The sequence below is a fragment of the Acidaminococcus sp. genome (genome assembly GCA_022482815.1).
Lineage (GTDB): Bacteria > Bacillota > Negativicutes > Acidaminococcales > Acidaminococcaceae > Acidaminococcus.
The window spans coordinates 2,105,958-2,125,184 of record JAKVOM010000001.1; the positions used below are offsets into that span (position 1 = coordinate 2,105,958).

15 protein-coding genes are annotated in these 19,227 nt (G+C 49.3%); all 15 read left to right on the top strand.

Features of this window, described 5'->3' with window-relative positions; translation table 11 throughout:
• Window positions 1–13: 13 nt before the first annotated feature.
• The 15 genes from dapA (at window position 14) to LKE33_09185 (ending at window position 19,226) form a co-directional block, all read left to right on the top strand.
• A complete protein-coding gene (gene dapA, locus LKE33_09115) occupies window positions 14–910 on the top strand; it encodes a 4-hydroxy-tetrahydrodipicolinate synthase (GenBank protein ID MCH3951074.1) in 897 nt (298 codons plus the stop codon).
• A gap of 200 nt (window positions 911–1,110) precedes the next feature.
• Complete coding sequence (locus LKE33_09120) at window positions 1,111–1,950, top strand: PHP domain-containing protein (protein ID MCH3951075.1); 840 nt, start codon at window positions 1,111–1,113, stop codon at window positions 1,948–1,950.
• A gap of 8 nt (window positions 1,951–1,958) precedes the next feature.
• A complete protein-coding gene (locus LKE33_09125) occupies window positions 1,959–2,804 on the top strand; it encodes an Asp23/Gls24 family envelope stress response protein (protein MCH3951076.1) in 846 nt (281 codons plus the stop codon).
• 10 nt (window positions 2,805–2,814) lie between these two features.
• Window positions 2,815–3,774 (top strand): ribonuclease HIII, encoded by a 960-nt coding sequence (locus LKE33_09130; protein ID MCH3951077.1) that lies wholly within the window; start codon window positions 2,815–2,817, stop codon window positions 3,772–3,774.
• Between the two features lie 197 nt (window positions 3,775–3,971).
• On the top strand, window positions 3,972–4,976 hold the full coding sequence (locus LKE33_09135; protein ID MCH3951078.1) for a flippase-like domain-containing protein: 1,005 nt from the start codon (window positions 3,972–3,974) through the stop codon (window positions 4,974–4,976).
• Window positions 4,973–5,896, top strand: coding sequence for an NAD-dependent epimerase/dehydratase family protein (locus tag LKE33_09140; protein MCH3951079.1), 924 nt, complete (start codon window positions 4,973–4,975; stop codon window positions 5,894–5,896). The genes LKE33_09135 and LKE33_09140 overlap by 4 nt, the downstream gene beginning before the upstream one ends.
• Before the next feature lie 22 nt (window positions 5,897–5,918).
• Window positions 5,919–6,908, top strand: a complete 990-nt coding sequence (locus LKE33_09145; GenBank protein ID MCH3951080.1) for a TAXI family TRAP transporter solute-binding subunit — start codon at window positions 5,919–5,921, stop codon at window positions 6,906–6,908.
• A 220-nt stretch (window positions 6,909–7,128) separates the two neighbouring features.
• On the top strand, window positions 7,129–8,802 hold the full coding sequence (locus LKE33_09150; GenBank protein ID MCH3951081.1) for a ribonuclease J: 1,674 nt from the start codon (window positions 7,129–7,131) through the stop codon (window positions 8,800–8,802).
• 22 nt (window positions 8,803–8,824) lie between these two features.
• Entirely contained in the window at window positions 8,825–11,206 is a 2,382-nt protein-coding gene (locus LKE33_09155) for a DNA translocase FtsK (protein MCH3951082.1), read from the top strand.
• Window positions 11,206–12,357: a DUF4115 domain-containing protein gene (locus LKE33_09160; GenBank protein MCH3951083.1), complete on the top strand. Its 1,152-nt coding sequence runs from the start codon at window positions 11,206–11,208 to the stop codon at window positions 12,355–12,357. Before LKE33_09155 ends, LKE33_09160 begins: the two co-directional genes overlap by 1 nt.
• Window positions 12,358–12,454: 97 nt before the next feature.
• Window positions 12,455–13,783, top strand: a complete 1,329-nt coding sequence (gene rimO / locus LKE33_09165; protein ID MCH3951084.1) for a 30S ribosomal protein S12 methylthiotransferase RimO — start codon at window positions 12,455–12,457, stop codon at window positions 13,781–13,783.
• Window positions 13,784–13,874: 91 nt separating this feature from the next.
• Entirely contained in the window at window positions 13,875–15,257 is a 1,383-nt protein-coding gene (locus LKE33_09170) for a hypothetical protein (GenBank protein MCH3951085.1), read from the top strand.
• Window positions 15,258–15,509: 252 nt separating this feature from the next.
• A complete protein-coding gene (locus LKE33_09175; protein MCH3951086.1) occupies window positions 15,510–15,914 on the top strand; it encodes a hypothetical protein in 405 nt (134 codons plus the stop codon).
• A gap of 373 nt (window positions 15,915–16,287) precedes the next feature.
• The gene (locus LKE33_09180) at window positions 16,288–17,532 is read left to right on the top strand and encodes a competence/damage-inducible protein A (GenBank protein ID MCH3951087.1); all 1,245 of its coding nucleotides are present in this window, start codon (window positions 16,288–16,290) and stop codon (window positions 17,530–17,532) included.
• A 71-nt stretch (window positions 17,533–17,603) separates the two neighbouring features.
• On the top strand, window positions 17,604–19,226 hold the full coding sequence (locus LKE33_09185) for a DEAD/DEAH box helicase (GenBank protein MCH3951088.1): 1,623 nt from the start codon (window positions 17,604–17,606) through the stop codon (window positions 19,224–19,226).
• The last annotated feature ends 1 nt before the right edge of the window (window position 19,227 follow it).

Here is a 19,227-nt window from a genome sequence, read left to right on the forward strand (position 1 = left end):
AGGAGTAGAGATTATGAACAAGCCTTATTTTGGTCGTCTGATTACAGCTATGGTAACACACTTCAACGAAGATGGTTCTCTGAACGCAGAAGGTACGGCGAACTTTGCTTCCTGGCTTGTCGATCATGGTTCTGACGCTATTTTGGTGGCAGGAACTTCGGGAGAAGCACCGACTATGACCGTGGAAGAAAAGGAAGAACTGTTCACGGCTGTCATCAAAAAACTGAACCATCGTGTTCCTGTGATTGTAGGTACCGGCTCCAATGATACAGCAGCTACCATCCGGATGAATAAGGTTGCCGAAAAAGTCGGCGCCGACGGCGTCCTTGTGGTGGGTCCTTTCTATAACAAGCCTTCCCAGGAAGGTTTCTACCGTCATTTCAAGACCGTTGCTGACAATACGTCCCTGCCTGTCGTCATTTATAACGTTCCGGGCAGAACGGGTTCCAATATTCTTCCGGCTACCGTAGCAAGACTGGCCCATGACTGCAAGAATATCGTGGCCATTAAGGAAGCTTCCGGTAAGGTTGATCAGGTGGCTGAACTGTACCGTCTGCTGCCTGAAGATTTCTCCATCTACAGCGGTGATGACGGCCTGACGCTTCCGTTCTTTGCCGTAGGCGCCTGCGGGCTGATTTCCGTTCTGAGCAACGTCGGCGGTGAACTGCTGCAGGATCTGATGCAGAGCTTTGAACGCGGCGATATTCAGCGCGCCCGTGAACTGAACAAGATCATGGTGCCTCAGGCAAAGTCCATGTTCATCGTCAGCAACCCGATTCCTATCAAGGAAGCCATTACGAGAATGACTCCGTTCAATGCAGGTCCGTATCGTCTGCCACTGTGCCCGATGACGGACGAGGAACGAGCCAAGGTTGAGGCTGCCTGGAGAGAGACCGGACTTTTGAAGTAATTTCATATCGATTATCAAAGAACCTGTGACAGATAAAATGCCGCAGGTTCTTTTTTACTGCCATTGCTGGGTATGGATTTATAAAGTAGATTGCCTCTCTCCCGACGAGATGTCATTTATTTCCCCCTTTTTCCTAAAGGGGGTGAAACACCGGCGCCCTCATGTTATAATAAATAAGATATTATGGGAGGAGTGTCAGTATGTTAGCTGATTTACACATCCATACGACATTTTCAGACGGTGTCAATACGCCTGAGGATGTTGTCAGGGAAGCGGTAAATGCGGGATTGGCAGCTATTGCCATCACCGATCATGATAATATCAGAGGTTACGAACGGGCGGAGCGGTATGTAAAAACAAATCAGCTTCCGCTGAAAGTACTTCGCGGCGTGGAGATTGATACGGACTATAAAGGAAAAGATGTTCATGTCCTTGGCTATTATTTCGCTCCGGATGATCCGGATCTGATGCAGGCCCTTGCCTGGAACCGCAGTCAGCGGGTGGACAGAGTGCAGCGTATTGTTTCGAAAATTCATAGTTTCGGATATCCCATTTCTTTTCCTGAAGTCGTAAAGGAGGCAGCCGGGTCCCGCAGCCTTGGCCGTCCTCACATTGCGCGGCTCCTCGTCAAAAAGGGCTGCTTTAAGACGGTCAGTGAAGTTTTTGATACGCTTATCGGCGCGGGAAAGCCATGTTATCTGCGGCAGGTCAAGATGTCTCCAAAGGAAGCGGTTGCTCTGCTTCATAATGCCGGCGGTATCGCAGTGCTTGCGCATCCTGCCGAATTGGAAAATTATGATCTTGTGCAGGAAATTCTTAATGGAACGGCTTTTGATGGGATGGAAGTCTGGCATCCTTCCACGTTAAATGAACATCCGCATCATGACTGGAAAGCTGTTGCCGAAGCGCACCATCTTATCCCCAGCGGCGGCAGTGACCTGCACGGCAATCCGGGACGCTTTCCCATGCATTTGGGTGAATTCCGGATTCTTTACGAAGATGTGAAAGGGATTATCGACTATAAAAAACATTCAAATTGAGGCGCACTATGAAAGTTATCGCATTTACAGGACCCAGCGGTACCGGCAAAAGTTTCCGGGCTATCGGTGTGGCGCATGATCACCTTTGTGACGGCATCATCGATGATGGCCTCTTGATTGAAGGAACCAAAATTTTAGCCGGCACTTCGGCAAAAACAGAACAAAATAAAGTCCAGGCCGTAAAGCGTGCTATTTTCATGGATAAGAAACACTGTGCAGAAGTCAGGAAGGCCCTTGCGGGCAGCAACATTGAAAATCTTCTTGTCATCGGCACCTCCGATAAAATGGCTGTCACGATCTGTAAACGGCTTGGTATTCCGCAGCCTTCGGAGTATGTCCATATCCAGGATATTGCGACTCCGCGGGAAATGAAAAGAGCCCGGGAGCTGCGAATCAAAGAGGGAAAGCATATTGTCCCGGTTCCTACCATTGAATTGAAACCGCATCTTTCGGGTGTGTTGGTGGATTTGCCGCACCGTTTGTTCAGCCGCAATAAAAAGCACAAGAACATCCAGAAAAAATCCATTGTCCGTCCTTCTTTCAGCTACTATGGCAAAATTTCTGTGACAGATTATGTGGTCAGCGATATTGTACGTATTGTCGTGGAGAAGAATAAGAACGTTGACCGGATTACTTCTATTAAGGTCCGCCGTCCGGCCGATACCAGCAAGGGAATGACGATTTATCTGGATCTTGTGCTGTTTTTCGGGGCTGAAATCTTTGACACGGTGAAGCAGCTCCAGACAAAAATTAAATTTAAGGTAGAAGGCATGACTTCCATGCCAGTAAGAGATATTAATGTGGCTGTTCGCAGCCTTACCGTGCGGCAGCCGAAAACGTCTGAAAACGAATGAGGAGTGCAGTGTGGCACAAAATATAAAGAAAAATGTTTCTTTTGAAAATTGGGTGCAGGAAGCAATTGAAAAATTGCAGCCCCTGGCGGCAGAGCCAATTGCGGAGAAAGCTATTAATTACGGTGTCCAGCTGACGATTAAAGATAAGGGGCAGGATGCCAAGTTAAACCTGTACCATGGAAAGAAAGGCTTTACCATGACCTGGGGCGGAAAAGATACGCCCTTCAGGGCCTCTCTGCAGGAAGCACTGGAGAAGCCTGCGGCCCAGGGGGAGGCTTCCGGCCCGCTGGTCTCTGCTGTTTCCCTTCTCGATGACATTCCGGGTTTTGACGGCGTCTGGGCCGGCAGTGATGAATCGGGGAAAGGTGACTTCTTCGGGCCACTCGTCGTAGCGGCTGTCTGTGTCAATCGGGAAATTGCTTCCGCTTTTCGCCAGGCTGGCGTGCGGGATAGTAAAGCACTGACAGATGCGCAAATCGGTCGGCTGGCAAAGCAAATCAAGGAGCAGGCTCTCGCCGTAAAGGTACTGGCTCTGCCTCCGGATCTCTACAATAAGCGCTATCAATGGTTCAAAGAGCGGGGCTGTAATTTAAATCAACTTTTGGCAAATGGTCATGTCCAGGCACTTTCCGGAGTGCTGACGGATGTGCCTTCTTGTCATTTTGCTCTCGTTGACCGTTTTGCTGTCCATAATAAGATCACTGAACGTCTGACATCACAGTTTGTCGGATTAACAGTACGTCAGCAGCCCAGGGCGGAAGCTGATATGGCAGTTGCTGCCGCTTCTATTCTGGCGCGGGATGAATTTGTCCGTATTATGAAGCAGCTTGGCATGGAAGCAGGGATGGAACTGCCCAAAGGGGGCGGAGCGCAGGCTACGCAGACGGCTCTCGTCTTAGAGAAAAAAGTGGGACGGAAAAAAATGCCGCATTTTGTGAAAATGCATTTTGCTAATGCCGGCGCGCTCTAACTCAATATTCTGCACGGTGCAGTGTGTATTTTGCAGTTGTCAGGCTTTATGATTTTTTGAATTTTGTTGGGAATTTAGTAATTTTTTAAAACAATTTAGGATTATGTTCTGTTAGATGCACTTTCCTATGGTATAATAAATAAGTTGCGGATTCAGTTATCGAGTTATCAATAAATCTATTGGCAGGTCTTTCTATAATGAGAAAAACAATCTTCAGGATGCTGGCGGTTCTCTTTTTCGTAGTCATCTGCGTATCTGCCGGTGTTATTTATTTTACATTTGATACAAGGGCGCTCAAGTACCTGACAACTTTCCAGCCGGAGTATTGTCTGCTGGCGCTGGGAATATTGAGTGTCGGGCTCTTTTTTGATGCTTCACGTCTTATCACATTGACCCACCTTTCTGGTGAGAAGATGGATTATAAGCACGTATTCAACGTGGTTTTCAGTAACTACTTCCTGGCCCTTCTGACACCGGGGCAGGGAGGCGGCGGTGTCGCCCAGCTCATGTTCATGAAACGGGCGGGTGTATCGGTGGCCAAGTCTACGCTCATCATTATTGTGCGTACGGTCATGTCAATTTTGTTCCTCTTTTTGACGGTCCCGATTGTCTTTTATTTTGATCCCGGCCTTGTCAGCTGGATGCCGCCCAGTCTGATTGCCCTCATCTGTCTCTTTGTGATTTTTGCCCCGGGGCTGCTCATTTTCTACATCATCACCGGGCGCTTTGAGAGATGGCTGATTCGCTTCTGCCGGAGATTTTCTCCCAAAGTTCAGGAGGCCGTGTTTCTGTGGTACCGGGATTTCCAGCAGGCCCTTTTCCTTTTGGGCAAGAATCCGAAACAGGTGCTGCGGGCTTTTGCTGAATCAGGTGCCAGCCTTTTGTGTATTTATGGCGTTGTCCCTGTCTTTATCCACGCATTTGGGATTACAGATGTGCCGCTTCATATCATTATGGGCCGCATGTGCCTGGTCAACCTGGTGCTTTATTTTACGCCGACTCCGGGTGGTACCGGTGTGGCTGAAGGCGGTTTCCTTGTGATGTTCAATCCGCTGCTGCCTGCCGGCGTAACCGGTGTCATTGCCGTCATGTGGCGCTTTTTCTGTGAGTATATACCGTTTACGATTGGTGCTATCGTCACCATCCGGTATTTTGGCCTTGATATTCTGACGCAAATTCGAAGGAGGAATTCGGACGAATGAGAAAAATCCTCGTAACCGGGGGAGCTGGCTTTATCGGTTCCCATGTCCTTGAGAAATTGCGTCTCCACGGATTTACGGACGTGACGGTACTTGACTCTTTTGTCTCCGGCTGCCGCGCCCATATCCCTGATGGTATGCGGGTTGTAGAAATGGATGTGCGTGATCCGCAGCTTTCTTCTTTCCTTGCAAGGGAGCATTTTAAATGCGTTATTCATCTGGCAGCTCAGACTCAGGTTCCGTATTCTATGGAACATCCGGAAGAAGATGCCGATATCAACATCATGGGGCTTCTGAATCTCCTGGAAGGATGCCGTAAGAGCGGTGTATCTCAGATTATTTTTTCATCCAGTGCTGCCGTCTACGGTGACAATCCGCATCTTCCTCTTAAAGAAGAAGAAACGGTTCGTCCGCTTTCCTTCTACGGGCTTTCCAAGGCGGTATCAGAGTCGTACATTCGTCTTTACTGCCATGAATATTCTATGGATGGCATGATCCTGCGCTTTGCAAACGTGTATGGCGAGCGCCAGGGTGAGAGTGGGGAAGGCGGTGTCATCAGCATCTTTGCCAAAAAGATTGCCAGGGGCGAGGACCTAACCGTTTTTGGCGATGGGAGCCAGACCCGTGATTTTGTCTATGCCGGTGATATTGCGGAAGTCATTGTGAGGGCTATTGGTGAACCGGGTGTGCATGTTCTGAACGTAGCTACCAATACGCGTGTGTCCCTGAATGAGCTGATTGAACTGTTCAGAAAACTCACGGACCACCCCTTTGCCGTTCATTATGGTCCTGTCCGGGACGGCGATATCTGCGACTCGGTCCTTTCTAATGAAGCTTTGAATAAAACGCTGGGATTCAGGCAGTTTACTAATCTTTCCGAGGGGCTGAAAAAAACGCTGGAAGATACGCTGAAACATTGCTGAACCCAGTTTCGGGTAAGATAAAATGAAAAAGAGTTTTACAATTTTAACACTCATCTGCTGTCTTCTTCTGGGTGCCGGCTGCCACAAGGAAGCCAAGGCGCCGAAGCCCGTAAATGAGAAGCCGGCTGTGATGTCGGTTCGCATCGGCGCGGGTAATGTGCCGGGAGTTTATGCCCGCATCGGATCCGAGCTCGATAAGCTCCTGAAAAAGGAACTTCCGGATGCGGCAGACGGTACGTTATCATCGAATGGTTCTATTGCCAACGTCGAGCTGCTGCACCAAAAGAAAGTGGAACTGGCGCTGACCCAGGAAGATGTCGCCGAACTTGCCTTTGCAGGAAAGGGTCCCTTTGCGGGGCGTCCGTTCCAGGATATCCGGCAGATTGCGTCCCTCCACCTGGAAGCACTCCATTTCATCGTGCCTTTTGATTCTCCGATACGCAGTGTGGCCGATTTAAAGAAAAAACGGATTGCCCTGAATGCACCGGGGTCGGGTTCTGAGGTCACTGTACGTAAGGTCCTGCAGGCCTGGCACTTGACTGATCAGGATGTGGATATCCAGTATCTTCCTGAAGATCAGATTTTAAAAGGGTTGGAAGCTGGAACGCTGGATGCCGCTTTTATCATTACCGGCTTTCCCAGCCTGGAACTGAAGCCTTATGTGGCAGATCATAAAGTCAGACTTGTCTCTTTGGAAGGCCCCCAGCTGGCCTCGATGTTCGAGCGCTATGGATATTATCATCCGGTGCTTATGGGGGCAGGTACTTACAAGGAACAGAACAACCCTGTCGTCACGCTGGGAGTACGCTGCCTGCTGGTCTGCACGGAATCTACACCCAAAGAGATTACGGCGGCAGCGGCTTCTGTGATCTGCGCTCATCTGGAAGACCTGAAGATTGCTGATGAAGCTTTCTGGCCTTTGGAAAAGTCGGATCTTTTTCCTGTACTCGGTGTTCCCATGGTGGAAACTTCCAAAGAGTTTAAAGCGAAAGTGTCAGAGAAAAAGCGGTGAATTTGCAGGTATACCACTGTATTGCAATTCCTATTTTTTCTCTGTATAATGTTGAACGTGTACATTTATTGCCCCAGCTATGCTATAATGGGCGCTTATGGGGCAATTTGCTGCGGTATAATTTTATTTTTGTTTTTTACTGGACAGTGGACTGACTGTTCAGTGCTTTTATATTCATTTTAAATAAAGATTAATAAAAGATTTGTGAGGAGGTGCCTTTTTGAATAAAGGTCAACGTAATACAAAAAAGTTAAATATTATTCCCTTGGGCGGATTAGGTGAAATCGGAAAGAATATGACCGCCTTTAAGTATGGGGAAGAAATCATTCTTGTGGATGCCGGTCTGGCATTCCCTGACGATGATATGCTCGGAATCGATCTGGTTATTCCTAATTTTGCTTATCTGCAGGAGAATAAGGAAAAAGTCAAGGGTATTTTTCTGACCCATGGCCACGAAGATCACATCGGTGCGCTGCCATATGTAATGAAGGAAATCGACTGTCCCGTTTACGGTACGCCGCTGACGCTTGGCATCCTGTCCGGACGTCTTAAGGAAAATGGCGTTTCTGACGCCAAATGCAGGGAAGTGAAACCCGGCAGTACGGTTCGTGCCGGCTGTTTCCGTGTTGAATTTATCCACGTCAACCACAGTATCCCTGACGCGGTAGCACTCGCCATCCATACCCCGGTTGGTGTGATTGTTCACACGGGTGACTATAAGTTCGATCAGACCCCGGTGGACGGCCAGCCGACGGATTTTGCCCGCCTGGCTGAAGTCGGCGATAAGGGCGTGCTGCTGCTCATGGCTGACAGTACGAATATTGAACGGCCGGGATTTACGCCCAGTGAAAAGAACGTCGGTAAGATCCTTGACGAACAGTTCCGTCTGGCTAAAAACAGGGTCATTGTGGCAACGTTCTCTTCCAACGTGCACCGGATTCAGCAGGTGATTGATGCTGCTGTCGTAACGCACCGTAAGGTAGCTGTCATTGGCCGCAGTATGGTCAATGTTGTCAATATCTCTATTGAAATGGGATATCTGAATGTGCCCAAAGGTGTCCTGATTGATATCGATGAAACGCGCAACTATGCACCGCGGCAGATTGCCATTATTACCACGGGCAGCCAGGGCGAGCCGATGAGTGCCCTGACGCGCATGGCGAACAGTGACCATAAGAAAGTTTCGATTATGCCGGGCGATACGGTTATTATTTCCGCAACGCCGATTCCGGGCAACGAAAAGGGCGTTGCCCGTACTATTGATAATCTGTATAAACAGGGCGCTGAAGTTGTCTACGGCAGAGAACGCGGCATTCACGTTTCCGGGCACGCCAGCCAGGAAGAAATCAAGATGATGCACCGTTTGATCCGTCCGAAGTTCTTCATGCCGGTTCACGGTGAATACCGTCATCTGGTTCTTCATAAGAAGCTGGCAATGCAGCTCGGTATGCCGAAAGAAAATGTGGTCATTGCCGAAAACGGTTCCATTGTGGAACTGACACCGAATTCTATCGGCATCAACGGAAAAGTAACTTCCGGCAAGGTCCTGATTGACGGGCTTGGTGTCGGCGATGTCGGGAATGTTGTTCTTCGTGACCGCCGTCAGCTTTCTCAGGATGGTATCCTGATTGTGGTTGTTACCATCGATCACAGCAATTACTCCATTGCTGCCGGCCCGGATATCGTTTCCCGCGGTTTTGTCTACGTCCGTGAATCGGAAGAATTGATGGAAGGGGCCCGCGATCGTGTCCTCAGCACGCTTGACAAGTGCCGCGAGGACCATATTACCGAATGGTCCGCACTGAAGTCTGCCGTACGTGATTCCCTCGGTAAGTATCTTTTTGAAAAAACGAGACGGCGTCCGATGATTCTGCCGCTCATCATGGAAATTTGATTATAATGCAGGAAGGGTAGCAGTGAAAAAGAAGGGTTCTAGAAAAAATACACAAAAGAATACTCAGCAAATTGAAATCATCCCGAACCGCGAAGTCATCGGGATCTTGCTCTTCGCCTTTGCATGCATCATGGGGGCCGGTCTTCTTGGCTTTGAAATGGGCTCACTGGGGTCTTTTATCAAGCGGGTACTGACGTATTCCCTGGGCAAGGGCGCGTTCCTTTTCCCGCTGTACATTGCTTGTCTGGGACTCGGTTACATCGTTAATCATGAGCATCTGCGTCTTTCCAAGCGTTTCTTTTCTCTGCTTCTTTTTGTGGTTTCTCTCTTATCCCTGTGGCATGTCTATGTTGTTCCCCAGGGATCTGAGATTATGCCTGAATACCTTCCGGTCGGCGGCGGCCTTCTCGGAGGCTCCATCGTGTTTGTTCTGACCAAGATTATCGGCCGGCTCGGCACAATCATTGCGCTGGCGGCTCTGACACTGGTATCCATGGTCCTGACCAATCGTTTTTCTCTTTCCAAGCCGCTGAAATTTGCCGGCGAAGAAATGAAGGAAGGCGCTGCTACGGCCGCACAAAAAATTGAGTCCATCCATCTCAACTGGAAGAAGGATGAACCCCAAAATGATATTTATGATCAGGAAGAGGAACCTGATACGAGAAAGCGTTCCCGGAATGGGGACAAACCAAAGAAGTCCCTGGCCCAGAAAATCAAGGATACTGTAAGCAGCAATAAGCCAATCCTGCATTTTGACCCTGAACAGATTGAAGGCACAAGTGCGGATTCCGGTGCAGGAGCTACTTCCCGTACGGATACGGCTCCGCGGGTCTACACGCCTGCAATCCCGCCGAATATCCCTGATGACGAACAGAAACCCGTCAGTGTGGAGGAGACTGCTCCTTTATTTGAGCCGGAGCAGGGAGCAGGGGAGGGGAGTACTGAGCCCCAGTATAAGTTCCCTCCGTTTTCGCTGCTGGATAGTCCGCGTCCGGTGAATCTGAAAAATTCCCAGAAAGAAATGCAGCGGCAGGGCGGTATTATCGAACAGACACTCAGTGATTTTGGTGTCAATGCCTCTCTCATCAATGTGACGAAAGGGCCTTCCGTCACTCGCTATGAAGTGGCACCGGCCCCTGGCGTCAAAGTCAATAAGATTCAAAATCTTGCTGAAGATATTGCACTTAAACTGGCTGTGACCAGTGTACGTATCGAGCCTATTCCCGGAAAGGCAGCGATTGGGATTGAAGTACCGTCAAACTTAAAAGAGCCGGTTACTTTCCGTTCCATTGTGGACTGTGATGAAGTGCGCCGCGCCAAGGGTAAACTCTGCGTAGGTCTCGGCAAGGATATTTCCGGCCGTGTTATTGTGGCCGATCTGAGTAAAATGCCGCACCTTCTGATAGCCGGTTCTACCGGTTCCGGTAAAAGTGTGTGCATCAATACGATTATTGCCAGTCTCCTGTATCGGGCCCGTCCGGATGAAGTGAAGCTGATTCTGGTCGATCCGAAAGTGGTGGAACTGACCAACTATAATGGCATCCCGCATCTTCTGACTCCTGTAGTCACGGGACCGAAGCAGGCTGCCTCTGCCCTTCACTGGGCTGTGGTAGAAATGGAACGCCGTTACAGCCTCTTTGCCAAGACGGGCGTCCGCAAAGTCGATGATTATAATAAGATTGCCGGTGAAGGGGAGAAACTTCCCTTTATCGTCGTCATCATCGACGAGCTGTCTGATTTGATGATGGTTGCTGCCGTGGATGTGGAAGACGCTATCCTTAGACTTGCCCAGAAAGCACGTGCTGCAGGAATCCACTTGATTCTTGCCACGCAGCGTCCTTCCGTCGACGTCCTTACCGGTACTATCAAAGCCAATATTCCTTCCCGTATTGCGTTTGCCGTGTCGTCCAATACGGACAGCCGGACAATCCTGGACATGAGCGGTGCTGAAAACCTGCTTGGCAAGGGCGATATGCTCTATTTTCCGACAGGTGCCAATAAGCCGATCCGTGTGCAGGGCGCATTCATTACGGATGAGGAAATTGCCCGTATCGTTAACTTTATCAAGGTTGAGTCCATTCCTACAAATTATACGGAAGAAGTCACCACACAGGAACTTTCCGAAGATAAGAAAAAACATACTACCGGACCTGAAACTGAAGCCGAGGATCCGCTCTTTCTGGATGCACTTCAGCTTGTACTGGATACGCACCAGGCGTCTTCCTCGATGCTTCAGCGTAAGTTCCGGATTGGTTATACAAGGGCAGCACGATTGGTAGATACGATGGAAGAGAAGGGTATTGTAAGCCCTGCCGACGGCAGTAAGCCGAGGACCCTGAGAATGAGTGAAGCTGCCATTGAAGAAAGATTTTTTAATAAGAACAAGAAAGAGGCTGACTTTTGATGAAGAAAGTGGGAGAGTATTTACAGAAACTGCGGGTCGAAAAGAATGTTTCCCTGGAAGAAGTTGCCGAGAAGACAGGCATACGCGTCCAGTACCTGCAGGCTCTTGAAAATGGTGACTATAATAAAATCCCGGGGGATGTCTTTATCAAGGGATTTATCCGTAACTATGGGAATTATCTTGGTGTTGACGGCAATGGCCTGGTAGATGCTTATATCAAGGAAAATGAACAGCCGGCAGCTTCAGCCCCTGCCGCTGATCAATCTTCTGATACCATCGTGATTCATCGTCCTCTTTCTTCTCATGATGAAGAAGAAGGGGATGGGGCTACCAAACCGCTCGATGTGGTGCCGCTGTCCGATGCTCCTCCGACCGTTCCTGAGTCCGAAGAGGAAGAAGAACCGCAGCCGGAAATCAAACCGTTCATCAAGGAATTGGATGATGATGATCTGGCTGACCTCGAAAATGCCGCTGAAGAGGAGAGCCAGGGCGGCTTTGTGCAGCGCATCAAACGCTTTATTGATGAGAATTTGTACGAAGATGTGCCCGACGAAGAGGATGATAAGGGAAGCGGCGCGTTTTCCGGCTATGCTTATCAAAAAGAGGAAGAGGATGGCAGTAAGAAAGGTCTTGCTGCTTATCTGAATATGAAGGTATTTACCGTTGTTTTCGGTGTCTGCCTCTTGATTTTCTGTCTTGTCATGGCGTATTTTATCTTTGGCGGCAAGACGACGCCTGAGATTCCTGCCACTACATCGCTTTCTGACAGCGTAAAGAGTGAAAACTCGAATACGAGGGCAGCTGAGAAGGAAGAACAGAAAGCCCAGGAAACCGAGAAAACGGATACAACGAAAGACACGAAGAAAGAAGAGAAAAAGAGTGAAACCAAGACCTACGGTCAGGCGACCAAGGGTGGCGTCACGGTGGAAGTTACGTATAACAAGCCGGTATGGACCCAGACCAGTATCGATGGGAAATCCGTGGAAGCGATGACGGTCCCGAAGGGATCTACACGCATATTTAACGGCAAAAAATCGGTCCGCATCACTTTCGGCAGTATTCGTGATGTGTCCATCAAGGTGAATGGTAAGGATGCTCCGCTCAAAGATACTGAATGGGGCACTATGACAAAGACATTTACAGCAAAGTAATGAATGAGGCTGCTGCACACTTGTGGTGCAGCAGCCTCAGCAGATAACAGAGACAAACGAAGCCGGTTCTGCCGGTCTGTAGAGAAGGGAGCCTATTTTGAAGATTGGTGTTGTCAGCCTTGGATGTCCGAAGAATCTGGTCGATTCCGAAGTGATGATGGGGCTTATCGAAGAAAGAAAATGGGAAATAACCAATGATCCGGCCGCTGCGGATATCATCATTGTGAATACGTGCGGATTCATCGAGAGTGCCAAGACGGAATCTATCAATACGATTCTGCAGATGGCAGAATATAAAAAAGGCGATGCACATAAAAAGCTTATTATGACGGGATGCCTGGGACAGCGGTACGCCGATGAACTTTTTGAATCCCTGCCGGAAGTGGATGCCATTGTCGGCACGGAATGTTATGACCGAATCGGCGAGGTCATTGACCGCGTTGAGAAGGGCGAGCGTTTTAAGATGATTCTGCCGGTAAAGGCATACTCCCAAAAAGCAAACCGTGTTCTTACTACGCCGAAATATACAGCTTATCTTAAAATCGCCGAAGGCTGCAGCAATTGCTGTACCTATTGCGCCATTCCTAAGATTCGGGGGCCTTATCGCAGCCGTCCCTATGAGGAAATTATAGCAGAAGCCCGTAAACTGGCGGATGCCGGCGTCAAGGAAATTATCCTGGTGGCGCAGGACACCACCCAGTATGGCATCGACCTATACGGGAAGTACCGTCTCGCGGAGCTTCTGCGTGATCTGAATAAGATTGAAAAATTGAAATGGATCCGCATTCTGTACTGCTATCCAGATTCTTTCACGGATGAACTCATTGAAACCATCGCCACCTGTGAAAAGGTATGCCATTATGTGGATTTACCGCTGCAGCATGCCAGCAATTCGCTTCTCAAAACGATGCGGCGCCGTGATACGCGTGAACAGGTGGAAACGCTGCTCGATAAACTGAGACGCCGAATTCCGGACATCTGTCTGCGGACAACCTTTATTGTCGGTTTCCCCGGCGAAACGGAAGAACAATTCGAGGAACTGCTCGATTTCACTGAAAAGGAACGCTTCCAGTGCGCCGGTGTCTTTACCTATTCCAAGGAGGAAGGTACGGAAGCTGCGGAAATGCCAAATCAAATCGATGAGGACGTCAAACAGGACCGTTATCACCGCCTGATGGCCCTCCAGGCCAAGATTTCAGAAGAAATCCAGCAAAGTCGTGAAGGCAGGACGCTGGAAGTCGTTGTGGAAGGCCACGATGAGGAAAATCCGGACCTTGCCGTAGGACGCTCCTATGCGGAAGCCCCCGACATCGACGGAAAGATCTTTATTGAAAACGGCAGGAACCTGAAGACCGGTTCCTTTGTGAAAGTAGAAATCCAACAGGGCTTTACGTACGAAGCGGTTGCTCAACTTGTGACGGAGTGATTCCTGATAAAAGCGGAAATCTCCAGGCGTGGCTTAATCAAGCTGCGGCCGTACTCCGCTTTCTTTGCGGCTTTGTAAGGAGATTTTTTATATGACTGATATACATTCCATAGTTCGTCTGCTCAAAAATCATCTGTATCCAACGTATCAGCTGCATGCAGTCATGGCAAACAAAAGAATAACGCCTGAGGATGGTCTCAAGCGTGGGGCCCTTACGGTTATCGACTGGGTCTGCCAGCGGCTGGGCGGGGACGTACCATCGTCTCTGCAAGTGCCGAAGCCGGAAGAGTATGCGAATTTTGACAGCAATCGCCTTGTATCAGTGCATTTGAACTATGGCTTTGTTATCGATATTGTTTCGCTGCCGGAAAAGGGAATCTGGAGTCTGCAGATTACGGAACCTGACCTTGGCAGCGATCCGGGGAATCCGCATCAGGGGCGTCAGCCTGTGGCGGGCCGTATTTTTGAGACAGATGTGGCTTTTCTGGTGCAGGATAATGAACTGGAAATCGGCGTCAAGACTATCATTTCAGATCCGGTAGGGTCGGCTCTGGCGGATGTGTATCGGCCGGCTTTTGTTAAAAAACTATACAATGATCCGGAGTTCGGCCTGAAGCATCTGATCCCGATTGAGCCAAAGCTGCACATGGTGCAGAATCAGGCGCAGCTGAAAAGGGTACTGCATCTTTACCATCATCCGGAAAACCAGCTGCCGCTGGTGCTATTCAGCAAAATCAGGAAAAATATCTCTGAGGAACGCCCGGCAATGCCAGGTCTTACGTTGAATCAATTGCAGACCGGAGGGGCTCTGCATAAGGATATTACACTTCCGGGCGGACATCTGTTAAAAAACAATGTGGGAAAGAAGCAAAATCCCATTTGGGCAAAAGAAAAAGCCGCCAAGGGACATCAGAAAGGAAAGCCCCGTGAATGGAACGGTGCAGCGATGGGAAGTTTACGGGAATTCAAAGTAAAAGGGCCTTCCGGTTCAGACCAGATCGATTCATTACGGATTCTGAACGGCAATTCTTTTGCCGAAGCACTCAAACCAGTGGAACCGTCAAAACCCAGTACATCTTTTCAAACCGTTTTCCCACCGTACGATGTGAAGCGGTTTGCTGCTTCTCTGGCAGGCTTTGCCCATGTATTCCTGTTGGAACCGGAACTGCTCGACACGTTGAATCAAGAGGAAAATCTGGAGCTTAGAACTGGGGACGTCCTCCTTCTGGAGCCTCAGTGTTTTCAAGGCGCAAAAAAGATATTCCCGCTGGCGCAGGCCAGGCAAAATACCAGGCTGTTATGGCAATATCTATATACCTATCCGCGGGAAAAGGCATTCGACTTCGGCAATGTGTATTTTCTAAGCGGTGCCCAGGAGGCACTGGTACATAGCGGGCAGGAGGCACAGAATTTTTCCCTCAGACAGGCGGAACGTTATGCTACGGAGCAGGAAGTCAAAGATGCACAGTGGTAGGAACGCCTGAAAGAAAAAGACCGGGCTTTAGCAATACTCGAAAGCAAGCTGCATAAACAGGAGCAGCAGCTGACCATAGCCGGAGAAAAAGCTATCGACGAGAGGCAGCAGTTACAGCAGAAAATCGAAAGGCAGGATAAGCTCCTCCGGGAGAATGAGGATTATATCCGATATCTGAAGGAACGAATTGCCCGTCCTCATACGAAAAAGGAAATATCCGGCTGGGCGGAGAGCCAGCTTTCTGATCATCTGGTGCTGCTGCCCAAGGCTTTATCGGCACTCGACGCTGCTTCTCTCAGCAGTGACAGACTGGAGGAAGTTTATGATTCGCTGGAGTTTCTGGCTCACGAATACTGGGAATCCCGCTATGCAGGGCTGACAGAAGAACAGCTGCTGCTGCGGTGCTCCTTGAAGTACAATAAGAAGTTTGAGATTACGCCAAACAGTGACAGCAGCATCAATACGTATCCGGGACAGTATAAAGTGTTCCATTACAAAGAGCCGGACGGAAACGAAGTCACGAAAGAACTGAAATATCATCTGAAATCCGGCAACAAAGCAGAACACCTGGTGCGGATTTACTTTTTCTTTGATGATGCCCGCCGGCTGATTGTGGTCGGCAGCCTGCCGGATCATCTGGATACGGTACTGTATTAATTTTGAGTGAAAAGATCAGGAGGCACTTCTTTTAAGATACGTGCCTTCTTTTTAACGATTTTATCCTTTGGCCGCTTACTGCTGATTTCCTGTGACAATTGCATCAGGGGGCAATCTGTGATAACATGATAAATTGCCACTGATATACGCAAATTGTTTTCTGCTCGGTATCGGCAAAAGTCGCTTTTACCAATGCCAGGCTGCAATTCCCCGAATTTTGTGGCTTCCCATTCGCATCAGAATGGGCCGGATATTGATGGTACCTTTTTATTGGATACGAAAATGACCTGAATCCAGGGTTCTTTGTGAAAGTAGAAATCCAACAGGGCTTTACGTACGAAGCGGTTGCCCAACTTGTGAAGGAGTGATCCTGATGGATGTAGAAATCATTAATACGGGTACAGAGCTGCTTTTGGGAGACATTGTCAACACAAGTTTCCAGATTCTTGCCCGTACGCTCAATGATGCCGGTTATAACGTACTGTATCAGACGACAATCGGGGATAACCCTGACCGTCTGCTGGAGTCCCTCAAAATAGCCCTTTCCCGTGCGGATATTGTTATTACAACAGGAGGTCTTGGGCCTACCCGCGGCGATATTACGACAGAAATTGTGGCTAAATTAGTGGGCAAACAGCTGGTGCTCGACACCTGGTGGTACGAAAAGTTAAAGAAAGACTTTGCACTGCGCGGCCGCGAGCTCACAGAGAACCACCGCAAGATGTGTCTCATCCCTGAAGGCGGGAAAGCACTCTATAATTCCGTGGGGACAGCCCCCGGTATTGCCGTAGAGACTCCGGAACATAAGCTCATTATCATGCTGCCCGGTCCTCCTGCTGAAACGAAAGCTGTCTTCATGGAACAGGTGATGCCCCTTCTGAGAAAAGCATATGCTTCTCAGGGCGTAATCCATTCCCGTGTGCTGCACCTCATTGGTGTAACCGAATCGTATGTGGCAGAACAGCTTGACGACGTGGTACAGGCACAGACTAACCCGACGGTCGCTATTTATGCCCGCAATGGGGAAATCATCGTCCGGCTTACGGCAAAGAGTGATACGCTGGAACATGCGGAAGCGATGCTTGCTGAAGAGGAAGCACTCATTCGCAGCCATGTCGGCGATTTTATTTACGGCGTTGACTATGAAAGCCTGGCTGAGACTCTGGGAAAAGCACTGAAGGCCAGGAACCTTACCATTGCTTTTGCCGAATCTTGCACAGGTGGACTTGCTTCGAGCCTTATGACCGATATTCCGGGCAGTTCCGAGTATTTACCCGGTTCCATTGTCTCTTACTGCGATCGTGTCAAGCATGAACAGCTTGGCGTCCCGTCAGATATTCTGGAAAAATATACGGCTGTCAGCAAAGAGACGTGTAAAGCCATGGCAGAAGGTGTACGTGCGCGCATTAAGGCGGATGTTGGCGTCAGCGTAACCGGTATTGCCGGTCCTGGCGGCGGCACACCGGAAAAACCGGTAGGCCTTGTCTATATTGGCTGCGCTACCAAACTTGGAACAGTAGTGCGGGAACTTCGTTTCAGGGCTTCCCGGACGACCATTAAAAAGAGAAGTGCCATGCGTGCCATGGGCCTCGCACTGGAACAAGTTAAAAAATTATAAATCATAATTTAGAGGGGAGTATAAGGGAGCACCATCCCGATGGAGGCTCCCTTTGCTTTTAAGGAGATTCTATGACCGAAACTATAGAAGAAAATGTAAATGAAAATGAAGTAACCTCATTTGAGGACTTGCATATTGAACCGAAAATTTTAAAAGCGCTGCAGGATATGGGATTCGAAGAGCCTTCTCCTATTCAGAAAGGCGCGATTCCTCTTGCCCTGAAGGGCGAGGATATTATCGGACAGGCCCAGACCGGTACAGGTAAAACGGCCGCTTTCGGTATTCCTATCATCCAGTCTTTGAATGAAAAGGACCGTCATGTGCAGGCGCTTGTCATGTCACCGACCCGTGAACTTTGCATCCAGGTCGCTGAAGAAATCGGTAAGATTGGACGTACGAAGAGAGTACGCGTCCTGCCTGTTTACGGCGGACAGCCCATTGAACGGCAGATTCGTTCCCTGCGCAACGGCGTTCAGGTGGTGATCGGCACTCCGGGCCGTCTTCTGGACCATCTGCACCGCGGTACGATTAAACTCGACCATGTCCGTTTCCTCGTGCTGGATGAAGCCGATGAAATGCTGGATATGGGCTTTATCGAAGACATTGAGAACATTATCAAACAGGTTCCGTCCGAACGTCAGACGATGCTCTTTTCGGCTACCATGCCGCGCCCGATCCTGAGCATCAGTAAGAAGTATATGCGGGCACCGAAACTTGTGGCCATCCATAAAGAAATTATTACGGCTCCGACCATCGCCCAGTACTATTATGAGACCCGGGACAAAGTAGATGGCCTCTGCCGGATTCTCGATACGACGGATAATTTCAAGATGATTATCTTCTGCCGTACAAAAAAAGGCGTGGATGAACTTGTTATTGCCCTTGCAACGCGCGGCTATGAGGCGGAAGGACTGCACGGCGACCTGAGTCAGAGTCAGCGTGACCGTGTTATGAAAAAGTTCCGCCATAATGAAGTCGATATCCTTGTGGCTACCGATGTGGCTGCTCGTGGCCTCGATATTGACAACATCACCCATGTTGTTAACTTCGATGTGCCTCAGGATCCGGAAAGTTATGTGCACCGCATTGGCAGAACAGGACGTGCCGGCAATACGGGCGTTTCTTTGACCTTTATTACGCCGCGTGAATTCCGTCAGCTGAAGCTCATTGAACGGACAATCAAAACGAAGATTATCCGCGGTACGCTTCCTACGGATGAAAATGTACTGGAACGCCAGCGCGAACAGATTATTTCCAAGATGCAGAGCGTGCTGGAACAGGATGCATATCATGATTATCTGCCCATTGTAGAAGCATTGGAAAAGGATTATGATATCCACGATATTGCGGCTGCAGCCCTGAAATTCATGCAGGAAGGCAACAAAGCGCTCGAGGCTCCGGAGGATGCTGACACTCTGCCGGCAGCCCTTGCCAACACGGGTGCCCGTCCCGGCATGGTACGGCTCTTCATCAACGTGGGGCGCAGTGCCAAAGTGACCATTCGGGATATTGTGCAGACCATTTCCATCGAAGCGGAAATTCCGCCCCGCAGCATCGGAAAAATCAGCATGTACGACAAATTCAGTTTCGTAGAAGTGCCGGCAGAATCGGCTGAAAAAGTTATCGGCGTTATGCACAGAAATACAATCCGCGGTTATCGCGTCAATATGGAGCCTGCCAGAGCTAGAGGATAAA